This window comes from Variovorax sp. Root473 (genome assembly GCF_001426505.1).
Lineage (GTDB): Bacteria > Pseudomonadota > Gammaproteobacteria > Burkholderiales > Burkholderiaceae_C > Variovorax.
The window spans coordinates 980-18,588 of sequence record NZ_LMEV01000002.1 but is presented as its reverse complement, the minus strand read 5'-3'; the positions used below and the strand labels follow the sequence as shown (position 1 = coordinate 18,588).

Below are 17,609 nucleotides of genomic sequence, written 5' to 3'. Positions count from 1 at the left end.
CATGACCATCCCACGCAGAACCCTTTTCCAGGCCGCGAGCGCGGCGGCCGTGCTGGGCGCCGCCGGCGCACGGCCCCTGCGCGCTCAGGGCGCACCCATCCGCGTCGGCGCGATGCTGCCGATGAGCGGCATCGGCGCCGAGGCCGGCACCGCCTGGCTCCACGGCATCAAGGCCGCACAGATGCAGTGGAACGACACCGGCGGGCTGCTCGGCCGCAAGATCGAGATCGTGGTGCGCGACGACAAGTTCACGAGCGCGGGTGCAGTCAATGCGGTGCGCGAGCTTGCGGGCGAGGGCGTCAATCTGTCGATCGGTGCGGGCCAGTCGCCGATGGCGCTGGCCATCGCGCCGATCCTGGCTGAACTCAAGAGCATGGTGGTGGCGCCTGCGCCCACGGTGATGTCGGTCACGCACGAGAACTTCAGCCGCAACTTCTTCCGGTTGTCGTCGAATGCGCTGATGCTTTACGGCGGCATCGGCAACCTGATGACCACGCGCTTCCCCGACGTGAAGACCTGGGCGGTGATCGCGCCCGACAGCGAGAACGGGCGTGACGTGGCGCGCTACTTCAAGGCCGGTGCCATGGCGGCCGCAGCCAAGGCCGGGCGCCAGGTGAAGGTGGCCGAGCCGGTGTTCGCGAGCCTCAACAAGGCCGACTACAGGATCGAGATCAACAACCTGATGAATTCGGGCGCCGAGGGCCTGTTCATCGGGCTCACCGCCGCGCCCTGCGTGAGCCTGCTCCAGCAGGGCCGCTCGGTGGGCCTGGACCGCAAGTTCAAGGTCATCGGCGAGGCCGGCACCGAACTGATGATCGCGAAGGCGATGCAGAAGTCGACGCCCAGGAACCTGTGGGGCGTGACCTTCTGGGCGCCCGAACTGGAGCCGTTCAAGAGCGAGTTTCCGGTGAGCAAGCAACTGGGCGAGTACATCCTCAAAGTGGCAGGGACGCCCTGGGTGCCGGGCATCGTGCAGGCCTCGCACCGTTCGGCGCTGGGCATCTTCCATGCGGTAAAGAAGGCCGGGTCGACCGAGACCGACGCGGTGATCGCTGCGCTCGAAGGCCTGCAGTTCGATACGGCGGCCGGCCCCTACCGCGTGCGAAAGGAAGACCACCAGGGCATCGGCTCGTTCTATTTCGCCAAGATCGGCGCGCGTGATGCCGCACCGGGCTACGGCCTGGAGCAGGTGTACCGCCTGGACGAGAACGAAATCGTCGAGCCGCCGTCTCCCGGCAAGAAGTACGAGGGCTGAGCGTGGCCAATGAACTGATGTTCGCGGTGTTCAACGCCGCCGCCTTCGGCATGGCGATCTTCGTGGTCGCGGCCGGCCTCACCCTGATCTTCGGCCTGATGCGCCTGCTCAACATGGCGCAGGGCGGCTTCTTCATGATCGGTGCCTACACCGCGTATTCGGTCATGGGACGCGACGTGCAGTCGCTGTGGATGTTCCTGCTGGCGGCGCTGGCGGGCGGCGCCGTGGTGGCGCTGCTCGGCCTGCTGACAGACCGGCTGGTGCTGCGGCGGTTGCGCAGTGTCGACCCGCACTACGTGCTGATCGCCACCTTCGCGCTCATGATGGTGTGCACCGGCGTGACCAAGCTGATCTGGGGCGTGGACTTCTTCTCGGTCAACCCGCCGCCAGGCCTGGACCAGCCGCTGAACCCGTTCGGCATGTTCTTCTCGGCCTACCAGCTGTTCGTGATCGCGGCGGGCGTGATCGTCTACATCGTGCTCGAAGTGGCCATCCACCGGCTGTGGTTCGGCAAGCTGATGCAGGCGCTTGCAGCCGACCCCTGGATGTCGGGCGTGCTCGGGCTCAACGTGTCGTTCGGCATTGCATTGAGCGTGATGGCGAGCTTCTTCCTCGCAGGTCTTGCGGGCGGGCTGCTGCTACCGAACCAGAGCCTGTCGACCGGGCTCGGCGACTCGTATCTGATGTACGCGTTCTTCGCGGTGATCATCGGCGGGCTGGGCAACATTCGCGGCGCGTTCATCGGCTCGCTGGTGCTCGGGCTGGTGCAGAGCCTCAACACGGTGCTGCTGCCCTCGGTGCCGGGCCTCGCGATCTACGTGGTGCTTGCGGGCTTCCTGCTGTGGAAGCCGAGCGGCCTGTTCCCGGCCGTCGGCGCGCAGGAGGAAAACCACGGTGGCGCCCACGGCTCGGGCGGACTGCACCGCCCGCGCATTCCGCGCGCCGCGTGGCAGGTGCTGGGCATCGCAGTGGTCGGCATGCTGGCCACATTGCCGCTGTGGGTGAATGCCGGGCCGCTGTATGTGGTGGGCACGGTGCTGGTGCAGGTGATCTTTGCGCTGTCGTGGAACATCCTCTTTGGCTACACGGGGCTGGTGTCGTTCGGCCATGCGGGCTTCTTCGCGCTCGGTGCCTACCTGGCCGCACTGGCGCTGCGCCACATCGCGGGCGTGCCGTTCCTGGGCGTGCTGCTCGGCGCGGCGCTGCTCGGCGCGGCGGCCGCCTGGGTCATCGGTGTGCTGGCGCTGCGGCGCATGAGCGGGGTGTTCCTCGCGGTGCTGACCGTGGCGCTGGCCGAAGCGCTGCGGCTGGTGATCGGGTTTTCGACCTTCCTCGGCCGCGAGGACGGCATCACCGACATCCCACGCCCGGCGCTCGACTTCGGCCTGTGGCGCATCGACCTGTCGAGCTCGAGTGCCTACTACTGGTTTCTGCTCGTGGCCACGGTGCTGATCACCGCATTCCTCTGGTGGCTGCTGCACAGCCGCTTCGGCCGCACGCTGCAGACGGTGCGCCAGGACGCCGAGCGCGCGGCCTTCATGGGCACGAACGTGGCGCGCTACCGGCTCGCAGCCTTCGTCATCTCCGGCGCCGTGGCAGCGGTGGCGGGCGCGATCTATGCGCCGTGGTCGCGCATCGTCACGGTGGAAGAAGTGCACTGGCTCGCCTCGGCGCAGCCGATGCTCAACACGCTCCTGGGCGGCGTCAGTTCGTTCTGGGGGCCGGTGGTGGGGGCAGGGCTGTTCGCGGCGATCACCTACGCCACGCGCACGCTGGTCGGCCTGTCGGAGCTGATCGTCGGCACGGGGCTGCTTGCGATCATCCTGCTGGCCCCGAACGGCGCGGTCGGACTGTGGCGCAATCTCGAAGAGCGGATCTGGGGACGGCGCAGCGCGCCACCCGCGAAGAGCCAGGTGCCGCTGCCGTCGGCGAGCGCCCTTGAGGCCGGAGGCCTGCGATGAGCGCCGCGCCGGGCCACTCCCAAGCAAGCTCGCTCCCGCTTGGCGGGACGGCGCGCAGCGCCAAGGGTGCACCAGTGAGCGCCGAACTGCTGCGCGTGGATGACGTGCGCAAGAACTACGGGCCGATCGAGGTGTTGCACGGCGTCAGCCTGTCGGTGGCGCGCGGCGAGGTGTTCGCCATCATCGGTCCGAACGGCGCCGGCAAGACCACGATGTTCAAGGTGATGACGGGAGAGGTCCCGTCCAACGGCGGCTCGATTCATTTCGAGGGCCGAGACGTGACGCGGCTGCCCGCGCATGAGCGGGTGCGCGAGGGGTTCGGGCGCACCTTCCAGGTGGCGCGCGTGTTCCACGACTTCACCGTGCTCGACAACGTGATCGCGGCCGTGGAGGCGCGTCGCCGCAACCGGCGCGAGCCGCTGGGCTCGCGCTGGCGCTGTGCCCCGTCGGCCGAGGTGCGCGAGGAGGCGATGGCGTTGTTGGCTGACGTGCGACTCGACCCCATGGCGGGCGAGGCTGCGCGCTTTCTCTCGCACGGCGACAAGAAGCGGCTGGAGTTCGTGATCGCGCTCGCGGGTCGGCCGAGCATCCTGATGCTCGACGAACCCACCGCCGGCATGTCGCCGAGCGACCGGGCCGACATCGCGCAGCTCGTGGCGCGCACACGCGAGGAACGCGGCATCACGGTGGTCATGACCGAGCACGACATGGACGTGGTGTTCGGCCTGGCCAACCGCATCATGGTGATGAACTACGGCGAGGTGGTCGCCACCGGCAGCGTCGACGAAGTGCGGTGCGATCCGAAAGTGCGCGAGGTCTACCTCGGCAAGGAGATGGTCGGTGCTTGAAGTCCGCGAACTCGACGCCTTCTACGGCGACAGCCACATCCTGCTTGGCGCGCAGATCTCGGTCGCACCCGGACAACGCGTGGCGCTGCTCGGGCGCAACGGTGCGGGAAAGTCGACGCTGCTCAAGAGCGTGATGAATGCCGGCCCGCGCGTGCGCGGCACGCTGCGCTTCGGCGGCCGCGACCTGCAGGACATGCCCACGCACCAGCGCACCCGGATGGGACTGTCGCTGGTGCCCGAAGACCGGCGCATCTTCACCCACCTGACGGTGGCCGAGAACATCGCGATGGCGCGCTACGGTGCTTCGCCCGAGCGCCCGGCCATCGCGGTGGCCGACATCGTCGCGCGCTTCCCGATGCTTTCGCCCCTGCTGCAGCGCTACGGCGGGCAGCTCAGTGGCGGCCAGCAGCAACTGCTGTCGGTGGCGCGCGCGATGGCCGCCAACCCGAGCCTGCTGCTGCTCGACGAACCGACCGAGGGCCTGGCGCCGATCATCGTCGAGGAGATGGCGCGCGACGTGGTGCGCACCTGCGCCGAGGGCAACGTCGCGCTGCTTCTGTGCGAGCAGAACATCTGGTTCGCGCGCCGCTGCACGCAGTACGTCTATGTCATCGACACGGGCCGCATCGTCTTCGAGGGCGACTGGGCCGCTTTCGACGGCAACCCGCAGGTTCAGCAGCGCTACCTGGCGATCTGAACGACTGCGGCAACGATCAATTCAACGCAAAGACGCCAGACTTTCATGGACCTTCAATACACCCCCGAACAGAACCAGTTGCGCGAAAGCGTCGAGCGCTTCGTGCGCGATGAATACGACTTTGCCCATCGCCGCAGGCTCGTGGCCAGCGAGCCGGGGTACGACGAGCATCACTGGCGCAGCTTTGCCGACTTCGGCTGGCTTGCCGTGCCCTTCAGCGAGGACGACGGCGGCATCGGCGGCGATGCCATCGACACCGGCATCGTGATGGAAGGCGTGGGCCGCGGATTGCTGCTCGAGCCGTACCTGGCCAACGTGGTCCTTGCGGGCGGCATGCTCGCGTCACTCGGCAATTCGGCGCAGAAGGAGCGTTGGCTGCAGCCGATGATGGCGGGCCGGCACAAGCTGTCGCTCGCCTACGCGGAGCCCGCGTCGCGCTACGAGATCGCCCACTGCGCCACCTGTGCGCGCCGCGATGCCGAAGGATGGGCCATCGACGGAGAGAAGGTGCTGGTGCATGGCGGCGCCGCAGCTGATCACTTCGTGGTGATCGCGCGCACCTCGGGCGATGTCTCAGACAGCGGCGGGCTCTCGGCTTTTCTGGTCGATGCCAAGGCGCCCGGCATTTCGGTGCGCGCCTATGCCACGCACGACGGCAGCCGCGCCGTCGACGTGCGCCTTGCCGGCGTGCGCGCCGACGCAGTGCAACTGCTCGGCGAGGAGGGCGGCGCGTTGCCCGCTCTTGAATTCGTGATCGACCAGGCGATTGCGGCGGTGGCCTCGGAGGCGGTCGGCGCGATGGGCATGCTGGTCGAAATGACGCTCGACTATCTCAAGACACGACAGCAGTTCGGCCGGCCAATCGGTACGAACCAGGCGCTGCAGCATCGCATGGTCGACATGTACATCGCGCTCGACGAGGCGCGCTCGATGGCACTGTACGGCGCGCTCATGTTGCGAGAAGCCGATCCGGCAGCGCGTCGCAAGGCGTTGTCGGCCACCAAGATCGAGATCGACCGGACGGCGCGCCGCGTCGGCCAGGAGGCGGTGCAGCTGCACGGGGCGATGGGCGTGACCGAAGAGCTGGCGGTGGGCCACTACTTCAAGCGCCTGTCGATGATCGGCGTGAGCTTCGGCGACAGCAGCTGGCATCTGCAGCGCCATGCACAGCAAGGCTGAGGGCAGGTCGGCATGAATCTCGATCTTTCGCCCGAGGAAAAATCCTTTGAAGCGCAGGTCCGCACGTTCATCTTGCGCGAGCTGCCTTCCGACATCCGAGAGAAGGTCCGGCTCGATCGGCACCTGGGCCGAGAGGACTACATGCGCTGGCAGCAGATCCTCGGGCGCGAGGGCTGGTTCACCGGCGCCTGGCCCCGCGAGCACGGCGGGCACGCGTGGACGCCGATGCAGACCATCATCTTCAACCGCGTTGCGGGCGAGCTGCATGGGCCCGAGCTGCAGGTGTTTGGCCCGGCAATGGTCGGGCCGGTGATCTACACCTTCGGCACCGAGGCGCAGAAGGCGCAGCACCTGCCCGCCATCCGCGATTCGTCGGTGTGGTGGTGCCAGGGCTACTCGGAGCCCGGTGCGGGCTCCGACCTTGCGGCGCTGCAGACGGCCGCCCAGGACGACGGCGGTGACCACTACATCGTGAACGGCCAGAAGATCTGGACCTCGTTCGCCCACTTCGCCGACTGGATGTTCTGCCTCGTGCGCACCGGTCGCGAGGCGAAGCGGCAGCAGGGCATTTCGTTCCTGCTGATCGACATGAAGACACCGGGGGTCGAGGTGCAGCCGATTCGCATGATGGACGGGCGGCACTATTTCAACGCGGTATTTTTCAACAACGTGAAGGTGCCCAAGCGCAACCGGATCGGCGAAGAAGGACGCGGCTGGACCTATGCCAAGTTCCTGCTTGAACACGAGCGCGTGGAGAACGCCAACCTGCGCTTCATCACGCAGGAGCTGCAGAAGCTGCGCCGCGTGGCATCGCAAGTGCGCAGCAATGGCCGCCGGCTGGCCGACGACCCGGGTTTCATGAGCGAGGTGGCCGCCGTCGAGGCGCAGTTCAAGGCGCTCGAGGTGGGCCTGCTGCGCACCTTGTCGGACATGCAGGCCGGCATGCCCGCGGGGCCGGGGAAATCGTCGTTCATCAAGGTCCGTGGCACCGAGATTGCTCAGCGCATCACGGAGTTGCTGGTGGAGGCGAGCGGGCCGGATGCGTTGCGCTATCAGCCCGGACCGCTGTTCGGCCAAGGCCCCGATCACGAGACGATTGGCCCCGCACATGGACTCGGGCCAGTGGCCACTTACCTTTTCTGCCGTGCCATGACCATCTACGGCGGCAGCACCGAAGTCCAGAAGAACATCATGGCCAAGCACGTGCTCGGCCTGTAGACCCACTTTCCCTCTTGCCATGAACGACGAAACCCCCGACTACCTGCAGGGCGAAAAGCCCCTGCATGAATACCTGCGCGGCCATGCGCGCTCGCAGCCCGGCAAGGCGGCGCTGGTGTGGTATGGCCGCGCGATCAGCTACGCCGAACTCGACCGATGGAGTGATGCCTTCGCTCAGGCATTGCACGAACGCGGCGTGGGCAAAGGCGATCGCGTCGCGCTTTTCATGCAGAACTGTCCGCAGTACCTTGTCGCGCACTTTGGCATCCAGAAGATCGGCGCCATCGTGAGCCCGTGCAGCCCGATGTTCAAGGCGCACGAGTTCGCCTACCAGGTCGGCGATCTCGACGCGAAGGCGCTGGTGGTGGCCGACCACCTGGCGCCGATCGCGCAGTCGGTGGCCGACCGGGTACAGGTGCCGCATGTGTTCAGCGTGCGCTATGCCGACCTCCTGCCAGACCAGCCAGACGTTCGCGTGCCCGACGAGGTGGCCGCGCGCCGGCCGCTGCCCGAGGGCACGATTGACTTCCACGCGGTGCTGCAGCGCGCCGATCCGAGGGCACCGGAGGTGGCGCTGTCGATGGACGACGTCTCGCTCATGACCTACACCTCGGGCACCACCGGCATGCCCAAGGGCGCGATGCTCAGCTACCGCAATGCGCTCTACAAGACGGCAGTGGGCCAGGAGATGTTTCGTATCCGCAGTGACGACGTGATGCTCGCCGTGGCGCCGCTCTATCACATCGCCGGCATGATCTGCGGCGTGACCATGCTGGCCTACACGGGCGCCACGGTGGTGCTGCTCAACCGCATGGACGCGTTGACTGTCCTGCAGTCCATCGCGCAGAACCGCGTGAGCTGGTGGTATGCGATGGCACCGATGCTGGTCGCGGCCATGAACGAGCCGCAGGCGCGTCGCTTCGACCTGTCTTCGCTGCATACCACCATGGCCACGAGCTTCGGCATCAAGCTGACCGAGGAGCTGGCGCAACGCTGGAGCGTCTTTGCGAACGGCTGCCTGGTGTATGAGGCCGGCTACGGTCTTTCGGAGACGCACACCAACGACGTGCTGATGCCGCGCGACGCCGTTCGCTGGGGCACCAACGGCGTGCCGGGGCGCGGCGTCGAGCTCAAGATCATCGATGCCGAGGGCCGCACGCTCCCCGTGGGCGAGGCCGGCGAGATCGCGGTGCGCAGCCAGGGTGTGTTCCACGGCTACTGGAACCGGCCCGAGGCGACCGCCGAGGTGCTGCGTGGCGGCTGGGTTCACACAGGCGACATCGGCCGCTTGGACGCACAGGGTTACCTGACCTTCATCGGGCGCGTGAAGGAGATGATCAAGGTCTCGGGCTTCAGCGTGTTCCCCGAGGAGGTCGAGTCGATCCTGATCCTGCATCCCGAGGTGCGGCAAGTGGCCGTGATCGGTGTGCCCGACCCGGACAAGGGCGAGGTGATCAAGGCCTTCGTCGTGCCGGGTTCGAGCGGGTTCGACCAGGAGGCGCTGCTTGCCTGGGCGCGCGAGAACATGTCGCACTACAAGGTGCCGCGCCAGGTGGAGGTGCGCGAGTCGCTGCCCGCGAGCGGAACGGGCAAGGTGCTGCGCCGGCTGCTGCGGCAAGAGCTGACCGAACCTTGACGCCCGGCCGCGGCCATGGGTGCGCAAGCGCCTGGGCCAACGCGGGCACGGTTTGCATCTTCATGCAAGTTGGCGCCTTTGCCTAGGTCGGCATCCGAAGTATTCCGTGACCGCACAGAGGGTGGGCAGGAACTCCGATCGCTTCGATGCGGGTGCTACACCGTGCCCACGCTTCCGGTGACAGGCAGCACGATCCCGGTGATGTAGCTGGCGCAGCTCGGCGCCGCGAGGAACACGTAGGCAGGCGACAGTTCCTCGGGCTGGGCGGGCCGCTTCATGTCGGTGTGCTGGCCGAAGTCCTTCACTTCTTCGGCGGACCGGTCCGCCGGATTCAGCGGCGTCCACACCGGGCCCGGCGCCACGGCGTTCACGCGGATGCCGCGTTCCAGCAGGTTGCTGGCCAGCGACTTGGTGAAGGCGTGGATGGCGCCCTTGGTGGCCGAGTAGTCCAGCAGCTGCGCACTGCCTTCGAGGCCCGTCACCGAGCCCGTGTTGATGATCGAGCTGCCGCGCCCCAGGTGCGGAACCGCGGCGCGCGCCATGAGGAAGTAGCCGGCGATGTTGGTGCGCAGCGTGAGGTCCAGGCGCTCGTCGCTGATGTCCTCGATCGACGCCGCATGCAGCTGGAACGCCGCGTTGTTGACCAGGATGTCGAGCTTGCCGAAGGCGGCGATGGTGGCATCCACCGCCTGGCGGCAGAAGGCCGGGTCGCGCACATCGCCACTGATCGTGAGGCAGCGCGCGCCCTCGGCTTCGACGTGGCGGCGAGTCTCTTGCGCGTCCGCTTCTTCATCGTCGAGGTGCACGATGGCCACGTCCGCGCCTTCGCGTGCGTAGAGCACGGCCACCGCGCGGCCGATGCCTGAATCTCCGCCCGTGACCAGGGCGCTCATGCCCTCGAGCTTGCCGCTGCCGACGTAGTCGGGCGCCTCGAAGCGCGGGCGCAGCACCATCTCGGCCTCCAGGCCCGGCTTGCGCAGATGCTGCGCCGGCATCGGGTTGGTCGGCAGCGGCCGGTGGCCCGCCTGCACCGGCGCTTTCTTTGGGGTCGCGGATTTTGGTCGCGTTGCGCGGTCCTTGGCGTCCTGGTTGCGCTGCACGGCGCGATGGCGCGCGGTGACGGCGGCGGTCTTGCCGGTTTTCCTCGGCGTGGCGGTGGCGGCGGTGGATTTCATCGGCGGCTCCTGCGGTTTGTCGTGTGTGCGTGCGAACAGCTACCGTAGAACGCTGCGCCGTCGCATGCGTAGGAAAGCGTCCCGACCGCACGCGCGTGGCGTCCGAGGCCACGCACGACACAGCCGCTCAGCTCAGTTCAACGTGTCGAAGAGCCGGAAGATCCACGACAGCTGGTACGCCAGCGTGCCTGCGACGAAGGCAGTGTGGAAGCGCGGGTTCGCGGAGCGCGCCGCCGCGATGCACAGGCCCACGAGGATGGGCGTGCGGATGAGGTACTCCGTCGCAAAGCGGGCGAAGTGCGCCTCGCCCTTGATCAGCGTGTCGATCACGTCGAGCAGGTAGGTGGCGGCCAGCAGCCCGAAGAACCACGCCCGGCGGGCATAGAAGTAGTCGCGATAGCTCGCGTAGTCCCGCATGCTGTCGGGAAAGAGCAGCGCGCACAGCAGGAACAGCAAGATCGCGTAGCTGACGATGAAGGCGTAGGTGCCGAAGGTCCAGCTGTCGATCTGGTACAGGCCGAACTCCCACCACCAGAAATGCACCAGCGCCAGCAGCACCGACGCGACCCAGGCCAGGTGCACGGCATAGAGCCGGTACTGCGTCGGGTGCTGCACGATGCGCGCCACCCCCGACAGGAGCCGGGTCACGCCCAGTCCGATGACCATGCCCATCACGACGCGGATGTGCGGAAAGATGTCGTGGGCCGAGATGGCTTCTTGCTGCATTCGAGAGTGCCCCGATCGAATGGATGGACCCCAAGTCTAGGGCGCTTGCGTCACACCTCCGCGCCTTCGACCAGAAAGCGCAGCCGGCGCACCCCTTGCCACTCGTCCGCGTCGAGCCTGAAGGCCAGCTTCACGCGCGGCGGCAGCGGCTCGGTGTGGCTGAACCAGATCGCATCGATGGGCTGGCCCTGGTGGCGCAGCTTGAGCGCCAGGTGCTTCTCGCCCACCAGCCGTTGCGACACCACCTCGACCTCCTCGCTGAAGGTGGGCGGTGCGAAGCCCTGGCCCCAGACCTCGCGGTGCAGCGTGTCGACGAGATCGATGCGCATGTACTCGCGCGAGATCGGTCCGTCGGTCTCGATCTGGCGCGTGAGCGCGGCTTCGGCCAGCCATTCGCCAGCGACCTGCGCCAGCGCGCGCTCGAAGACGGGAAAGTGCTCGCGCGCCACGGTGCAGCCCGCGGCCATCGCGTGGCCGCCGAAGCGCAGCAGCACGCCCGGATGGCGCTTGGCCACGAGGTCGAGCGCGTCGCGCAGGTGAAAGCCCGGAATCGATCGGCCCGAGCCCTTCAGCTCCTGCTCCTTGCCCGGTGCCGCGCTGGCCGCGAACACGAAGGTCGGGCGATGGAAGCGGTCCTTGATGCGCGAGGCGACGATGCCCACCACGCCTTCGTGGAAGTCCGCGCCGAACACGCTGATGGCTGGCGGTGGTGCGTCGACGCCTTCGCCATCGGCCGCGAACAGCGACTCGGCCAGCAGCAGCGCCTGGTCGCGCATGCCGCCTTCGATGTCGCGCCGCTCGCGGTTGATGCCGTCCAGTATGCGAGCGAGTTCGTCGGCGCGGCCCGCGTCGTCGGTCAGCAGGCATTCGATGCCCAGTGTCATGTCGGCCAAGCGGCCGGCCGCGTTGATGCGCGGGCCGAGCGCAAAGCCGAAGTCGAAGGTCGTCGCGGCCGAGGCGGTGCGGCCCGCGGCCTTGAAGAGCGCCGCCACGCCGGCCGGCATCGCGCCCGCGCGGATGCGGCGCAGGCCCTGCGCCACGAGGCGGCGGTTGTTGGCGTCCAGCTTCACCACGTCGGCCACGGTGCCGAGTGCGACCAGCGGCAGCAGCGCATCGAGCTTCGGCTGCGTGGCGGTGTCGAACACGCCGCGTGTGCGCAGCTCGGAGCGCAGCGCAAGCAGCACATAGAACATCACGCCGACGCCGGCGATGCTCTTGCTTTCGAAATCGCAGCCGGGCTGGTTGGGGTTGACCATCACGTCGGCCAGCGGCAGCTCGGGGCCGGGCAGGTGGTGGTCGGTCACCAGCACCTGCAGGCCGCGCGCCTTGGCGGCGGCCACGCCCTCGACGCTGGCGATGCCGTTGTCGACGGTGATCAGCATGTCGGCGCCGGCGTTGGCCACGCGCTCGGCGATGGGCGGCGTCAGGCCGTAGCCGTCGACCACGCGGTCGGGCACGAGGTAGCTCACGTGCCTGCCGCCCAGCAGGCGCAGGCCGCGCACGCCGACTGCGCAGGCGGTGGCACCGTCGCAGTCGTAGTCGGCCACGATGCACAGGCGTTTGTCCTGCGCGATGGCGTCGGCCAGCAACACGGCGGCTTCGCGGGTGCCGCGCAGCGTGTCGGGCGGCAGCAGGCGCGCGAGGCCGTCGTCGAGCTCGTCCTTGCCGCGCACGCCGCGTGCGGCAAAAAGGCGCGCCAGCAGCGGGTGCACGCCGGCTTGTTCCAGCGCCCAGACGGTGCGCGGGGGGATGTCTCGGGCGATGATTTTCACAGGGCCTCCAGCACGCTGGCGGCGCGTGTGCGATCGAACAAGCTCCTGGCCCAGCGAGCCAGGCCGCGCTGCTGCACGGTGTAGCGCTGCGCGGCACGGTCGCCGCACAGCGTGAGCGCCACGTCGGCGCCGCGGGTGTAGTCGCTCAGCAGGCTGGCGATGGCGCCGGCGTCCAGAGCTTGCCAGGCGGCAGCCCAGCCGGCGCCGTCGTCGCGCAAGGCGGCAATGCGCAGGGCGTCGCTGACTTCGGGCGCGGGGCTGGCGGGCGCGACGTCCTGCGTCAGCGCGCCGGTGCCGCTGAGCCAGAACGAATTGAGGGGCGGCACGCCGCGCGCAGTGCGCTCGTCGTTCACGCGCTGCGTGTACAGCAGCATCTGCATTTCGTTCTGCAGCCGGCGCAGCGGCCGCGATGCGTCGCCCAAGGGCGACCACTGCGAAATCGGGTAGCCCACCGCGCGGTCGATGGAGGCGGTGGCCAGTCCGTTGAAGATGGGCGCGCGCGCGAGCCAGCGGCCCGGGGTGCCGGAGGGGTGCAGCGCGATGCCGTCTTCCTCGAAGAACGGCTGTGCCACGGCCAGCAGGGCCGTCGATTCGTCGGCGTCGATCTCGATGGCGGACGGATCGCCCAGCGCCACGTCATCGATGCCGACCTGCCAGTTGCACAGCGTCACGAGGCCCCAGGCCTCGCGGTCGCCGGGCGCGGCCAGGCCGCTCTGACGGGCTTCGAGCGCGGCCCAGGGAATGCAGCCATCGGCGGCGGGGGGCAGGCCGAGCGCGCGGGCCAGCGCGCGTTCGTGCGGCGGCGAGCGGGTGCTGTCGTCCTGCGTGTCGGTGTCGGCGAGCGTCAGGCGCAGCAGCAGGGTTTCGAGGTTCGGCAGCCGCAGGGTTGCGAGCGCCGCGCGGCAAGCCGGGGAACCGCGGCCGGCAAAGGGAATCAACAGATGACGTGGGAGAGGTTCGGCCATTTCCCTATTGTCCGGGATGCCACAATTCCACCGTATGACCTACCCCCTCGCTCCTCACCCCGTGTATTCGCCGCCCCCCGCGGGTGCGCCCATGCCCCTTGAGGCCACGGAACGGGGCTTCTGATGCGATTCCCCTACGAACTGCAGCTCGGCTGGCGCTACACGCGGGCGGGCCGTGCCACGCGCCGCAACGGCTTCATCTCCTTCATCTCCGGCGTGTCGATGCTCGGCATCGCGCTGGGCGTGGCGGCGCTGATCATCGTGCTCAGCGTGATGAACGGCTTCCAGAAAGAGGTGCGCGACCGCATGCTCAGCGTGGTGTCGCACATCGAGATCTTCTCGCGCGACGGCCAGGCCCTGCAGGACATCGACGCCATCATGGCCGATGCCCGCAAGAACCCCGAGGTGATCGGCGCGGCGCCCTTCATCAACACGCAGGCACTCATCGCGCGCGGCGAAGACATGAAGGGCGCGATCGTGCGCGGCATCGATCCCGCGCTCGAGCCCGAGGTCACCGACACCGGCAGCATTGCCAAGGGCGGCACCTTCGACAAGCTGGTGCCTGGCGAGTTCGGCATCGTGCTGGGGGTCGAGCTGGCGCGCTCGATGTTCGTGCAGCCCGGCGACCAGGTCACGCTGGTGGCGCCGGGTGGCCAGGTCACGCCGGCCGGCGTGGTGCCGCGCCTGAAGCAGTTCACCGTGGTCGGCGTGTTCGACTCCGGCCACTACGAGTACGACTCGGCGCTGGCGATGGTGCACGAAAAAGACGCGGCCAAGGTGTTCCGCCTCGAAGGCCCCACTGGCATCCGCCTCAAGCTGAAAGACCTGCACGAGGCGCGCGAGGTGGCCGACCAGCTCGCCGTCACGCTGCCGGGCCAGTTCCTCATCCGCGACTGGACGCGCCAGAACAAGACCTGGTTCGCGGCCGTGCAGGTCGAGAAACGCATGATGTTCATCATCCTCACGCTGATCGTCGCGGTGGCGGCCTTCAATCTTGTCTCCACGCTGGTGATGACCGTGACCGACAAGCGCGCCGATATCGCCATCCTGCGCACGCTGGGCAGCTCGCCGCGCAGCATCATGGCCATCTTCGTGGTGCAGGGCGCCATGGTGGGCGTGATCGGCACCGTCGGCGGCCTGTTGCTGGGCCTGGGCATCGCCTACAACATCGACGTGATCGTGCCCTTCCTGGAGCAGCTCTTCCACGCCAGCTTCCTGCCCAAGGACATCTACCTGATCAGCAAGATGCCGAGCGATCCGCAGCAAAGCGACATCATGCCGATCGCGATCATTTCCCTCATCCTGGCCTTCTTGGCCACGCTGTATCCGAGCTGGCGCGCCAGCCGCGTCAATCCTGCCGAGGCCCTGCGCTATGAGTGATGTTGTATTGAAGGCCCGAGGCCTCACCAAGCGCTTCCATGAAGGCCGCATCGACCTCACCGTGCTGCACGGTGTCGACCTCGACGTGCACGCCGGCGAAACGCTGGCCATCGTCGGCGCGTCCGGCTCGGGCAAGAGCACGCTGCTGCACCTGATGGGCGGGCTCGACGCGCCCACCGCGGGCAAGGTCGAGCTGCTGGGCAAGGACATCGCGCATGCCGATGCCGCGGAGCAGGGGCGGTTGCGCAACCAGCATTTGGGTTTCGTCTACCAGTTCCATCACCTGCTGCCCGAGTTCAGCGCACTCGACAACGTCGCGATGCCGCTGAAGATTCGCCGCGTCGAAACCGGCGAGGCGGCGCAGGCCGCGGCAAAGATCCTGGCCAGCGTGGGCCTGGGCGAGCGCCTGCACCACCGTCCGGCCGAGCTGTCGGGCGGCGAGCGCCAGCGCGTGGCGATTGCGCGCGCGCTGGTCACGCAGCCGGCCTGCGTGCTGGCCGACGAGCCCACCGGCAACCTCGACCGCAGCACCGCCGACGCCGTGTTCGCGTTGATGCTCGACCTTGCGCACCGGCATGGCACGGCCTTCGTGATGGTCACGCACGACCAGGACCTGGCCAAGCGGTGCGATCGGGTGTTGCAGCTGGTGGCGGGGCGTTTGGCCGGCTGAGTTTCTCCTGCCCCTTCCGGGGGCAGGGGTGGGGGCTCGCGGCCCCCATCCCAACCTTCCCTCAGCGGTGGAAGTGGCAAGACCTAAGACAACGCGTCTTCCGTCTGCCGCGCCTCCAGCGGCAGCACGCACAGCACCTTCCCGCCGAGCGTCAGCACGAGGCCAAGGCGCCCGCCCATCTGCACGACCTGGCAGACCGCGCGCGGCGCCACATCCTGGTCGACAGCGGCCGACATCGCAACCGCCCGCATCGGCTGCCTCAGCATCGCGAACAGCACGCGCGCATCGCACTCAGCCAGCGCCTGCTGGTAGAGGTGAAAGACCACGTCCGACGCACTCTCGTTGTCACCCGAGTCCTGCCGCAATCGCAGCAAAGCGCGATGCAGCTGCTGCCGACACGCCGCTTCCGTCTTCCCGCTGGCCTCGGCCATTTCCTTGAAGCTGGCTTCGAACACTTCGCGCAGCAGCACGGCCGCGCCATCGGCGGGCGACAGCCTCGCAGCCAGAAGCCGCAGCGCATCGCGGGCCGATTGCGCTGTCACCGCTTCGTCCTGCGCGGACGGTGAGGCGTCCGGCTCGGCCTGCGCCGCGGCGTCATGCAGCCACCGTTGCATCCACCGGGCGCGCCGCAGCCGGTCGATGGCGATGTGCTGCATCACCGTCGTGAGCCAGGCTTGAGCCGCGTCCGGCGCCGCGTGGTCGCCGGCCTCGAGCGCGCGCAGGTAGGTGTCCTGCACCACATCCTCGGCCTCGGCTTGGCCGCCCAGCATGCGGGCCGCCGCGCGCACCAGCCGGGCGCGCAGGGCAGGGAATTGCGAGAGATAGTGTTCGTCAAGCATCGCCACAGCTTGCCACGACGCGCAATGTCACGAAACTGTGGGCTTGTTCGTCAAGACAGTTCAACCACAGGAGCTTTTCCCATGTTCTCGCTGGAATCCGACGACGACACCCAACCCGCAGCCACCGCCGAGCCGCGCAATTCCTACCTCGAGGAGAAAGCGTTCAAGTCGCGCACGCTGCTGATCTTCGGCAGCATCACCGACAGCGTGGCGGCCGACGTCACGCGCCGGCTCATCGCGCTCGATGCCGACAGTGGTGACAAGCCCATCGACATCCTCGTGAGCTCACCGGGCGGGCACCTGGAGTCGGGCGACGCGATCCATGACGTGGTGCGCTTCATCAGCGCGCCGGTGCACATGATCGGCACCGGCTGGGTCGGCAGTGCGGCCACGCACCTGTTTCTGGCGGCCTCGCGCGAGCGCCGCGTGTGCCTGCCCAACACGCGCTTCCTGATTCACCAGCCCAGCGGCGGTGCGGGCGGGCAGGCGACCGACATCGCGATCCAGGCGCAGGAAATCATCAAGGCCCGCCAGCGCATCGCGCACGAGATCGCGCGCGAAACCGGCAAGCCCATCGAGGTGGTGCTGGCCGACATCGAACGCGACCGCTGGCTCTCGGCCACGGAGGCCGTCGAGTACGGGCTGGTTTCGCGCATCGTGCAGCGCAAGACCGAGCTGCGGCCTGCCTGAAGGGCCTGATCAGGCCTTGGGCTTGTAGGCGACGACGTCGATCTCGACCTTTGCATCGACCATGAGGCGCGCCTCGGTGGTCGAGCGCGCTGGCTTGTTCTCACCGAAGTAGCTCATGTAGACGCGGTTGAAGGCACCAAAGTCGCGCGCGTCGTGCAGCCAGACGGTGCTCTTGCACACATCGTCGAGCGTGGCGCCGGCCAGCGCGAGCACGGTCTTCAGGTTCTCCATCACCTGGCGCGTCTGCACCTCGATGCCGCCCGCCACGATCTCGCCCTGCGCGTTGGCGGGCACCTGGCCCGACACGTAGACGAAGTCGCCCGCGCGCACGGCGGGGGAGAAGGGACGTGCCTGGCGGTCGGAGGCGAGGGGCGGGGCGCCGAGGTATTCGAGGGGCATTGGAACTCCTGTGAAGGTGGGTTGAGTGGAGACGAGTGAGAAGCGCAGTATCCGTCTGATGTGAAAGACTTTTTCAGAATAACCCCTAGGCAAGGGTTAACACGGATGATTTGGCATGAAGTCTGCTTCAAAGTCCGGACGAGAAAGAAAATTTCTTTCATAAGCAAATCTCGACCCCACGAAGGAGTTCCCCATGCCC

16 protein-coding genes are annotated in these 17,609 nt (G+C 68.0%); 10 read left to right on the top strand and 6 right to left on the bottom strand.

The genetic code is table 11. From position 1 onward, the window contains the following. Position 1: 1 nt before the first annotated feature. From ASD34_RS02830 to ASD34_RS02795, 7 genes are all read left to right on the top strand, one after another. Positions 2-1,255, top strand: a complete 1,254-nt coding sequence (locus ASD34_RS02830) for an ABC transporter substrate-binding protein (protein WP_056572509.1) — start codon at positions 2-4, stop codon at positions 1,253-1,255. A 2-nt stretch (positions 1,256-1,257) separates the two neighbouring features. Continuing rightward, entirely contained in the window at positions 1,258-3,216 is a 1,959-nt protein-coding gene (locus tag ASD34_RS27375; protein WP_157609611.1) for an ABC transporter permease, read from the top strand. A 74-nt stretch (positions 3,217-3,290) separates the two neighbouring features. Next, positions 3,291-4,064, top strand: a complete 774-nt coding sequence (locus tag ASD34_RS02815; protein WP_056572507.1) for an ABC transporter ATP-binding protein — start codon at positions 3,291-3,293, stop codon at positions 4,062-4,064. Then, positions 4,057-4,761, top strand: a complete 705-nt coding sequence (locus ASD34_RS02810; protein ID WP_056572505.1) for an ABC transporter ATP-binding protein — start codon at positions 4,057-4,059, stop codon at positions 4,759-4,761. The genes ASD34_RS02815 and ASD34_RS02810 overlap by 8 nt, the downstream gene beginning before the upstream one ends. A 45-nt stretch (positions 4,762-4,806) precedes the next feature. Continuing rightward, complete coding sequence (locus ASD34_RS02805; RefSeq protein ID WP_056572503.1) at positions 4,807-5,940, top strand: acyl-CoA dehydrogenase family protein; 1,134 nt, start codon at positions 4,807-4,809, stop codon at positions 5,938-5,940. 12 nt (positions 5,941-5,952) lie between these two features. Next, positions 5,953-7,158 (top strand): acyl-CoA dehydrogenase family protein, encoded by a 1,206-nt coding sequence (locus ASD34_RS02800; RefSeq protein ID WP_056572502.1) that lies wholly within the window; start codon positions 5,953-5,955, stop codon positions 7,156-7,158. 19 nt (positions 7,159-7,177) lie between these two features. Next, on the top strand, positions 7,178-8,794 hold the full coding sequence (locus ASD34_RS02795) for an AMP-binding protein (RefSeq protein WP_056572500.1): 1,617 nt from the start codon (positions 7,178-7,180) through the stop codon (positions 8,792-8,794). 155 nt (positions 8,795-8,949) lie between these two features. Here the strand turns inward: ASD34_RS02795 and ASD34_RS02790 are convergent, their stop codons facing one another. From ASD34_RS02790 to ASD34_RS02775, 4 genes are all read right to left on the bottom strand, one after another. Then, the gene (locus tag ASD34_RS02790) at positions 8,950-9,969 is read right to left on the bottom strand and encodes an SDR family oxidoreductase (protein ID WP_056572498.1); all 1,020 of its coding nucleotides are present in this window, start codon (positions 9,967-9,969) and stop codon (positions 8,950-8,952) included. A gap of 132 nt (positions 9,970-10,101) precedes the next feature. Further along, complete coding sequence (locus ASD34_RS02785) at positions 10,102-10,695, bottom strand: hypothetical protein (RefSeq protein WP_056572496.1); 594 nt, start codon at positions 10,693-10,695, stop codon at positions 10,102-10,104. A 50-nt stretch (positions 10,696-10,745) separates the two neighbouring features. Continuing rightward, positions 10,746-12,467 carry a single-stranded-DNA-specific exonuclease RecJ gene (gene recJ, locus ASD34_RS02780; protein WP_056572494.1) on the bottom strand — a complete coding sequence of 574 codons (1,722 nt, stop codon included), beginning with the start codon at positions 12,465-12,467 and terminating at the stop codon, positions 10,746-10,748. Next, entirely contained in the window at positions 12,464-13,432 is a 969-nt protein-coding gene (locus ASD34_RS02775; RefSeq protein ID WP_056572493.1) for a hypothetical protein, read from the bottom strand. The genes recJ and ASD34_RS02775 overlap by 4 nt, the downstream gene beginning before the upstream one ends. Positions 13,433-13,555: 123 nt before the next feature. Between ASD34_RS02775 and ASD34_RS02770 the strand changes: the two genes are divergently transcribed. Together ASD34_RS02770 and lolD are read left to right on the top strand one after the other, a co-directional pair. After that, positions 13,556-14,812: a lipoprotein-releasing ABC transporter permease subunit gene (locus ASD34_RS02770; protein ID WP_056572491.1), complete on the top strand. Its 1,257-nt coding sequence runs from the start codon at positions 13,556-13,558 to the stop codon at positions 14,810-14,812. Continuing rightward, positions 14,805-15,482, top strand: a complete 678-nt coding sequence (lolD, locus tag ASD34_RS02765; RefSeq protein WP_056572489.1) for a lipoprotein-releasing ABC transporter ATP-binding protein LolD — start codon at positions 14,805-14,807, stop codon at positions 15,480-15,482. The genes ASD34_RS02770 and lolD overlap by 8 nt, the downstream gene beginning before the upstream one ends. Before the next feature lie 83 nt (positions 15,483-15,565). Here the strand turns inward: lolD and ASD34_RS02760 are convergent, their stop codons facing one another. Continuing rightward, positions 15,566-16,321, bottom strand: a complete 756-nt coding sequence (locus ASD34_RS02760) for a sigma-70 family RNA polymerase sigma factor (protein WP_056572487.1) — start codon at positions 16,319-16,321, stop codon at positions 15,566-15,568. Between the two features lie 81 nt (positions 16,322-16,402). On the opposite strand from ASD34_RS02760, the gene ASD34_RS02755 reads away from it, so the two are divergent. Then, positions 16,403-17,011 (top strand): ATP-dependent Clp protease proteolytic subunit, encoded by a 609-nt coding sequence (locus ASD34_RS02755; protein WP_056572485.1) that lies wholly within the window; start codon positions 16,403-16,405, stop codon positions 17,009-17,011. Positions 17,012-17,020: 9 nt separating this feature from the next. On the opposite strand, the gene ASD34_RS02750 is transcribed toward ASD34_RS02755, so the two are convergent. After that, positions 17,021-17,410, bottom strand: a complete 390-nt coding sequence (locus tag ASD34_RS02750; protein WP_056572483.1) for a RidA family protein — start codon at positions 17,408-17,410, stop codon at positions 17,021-17,023. Between the last annotated feature and the right edge of the window lie 199 nt (positions 17,411-17,609).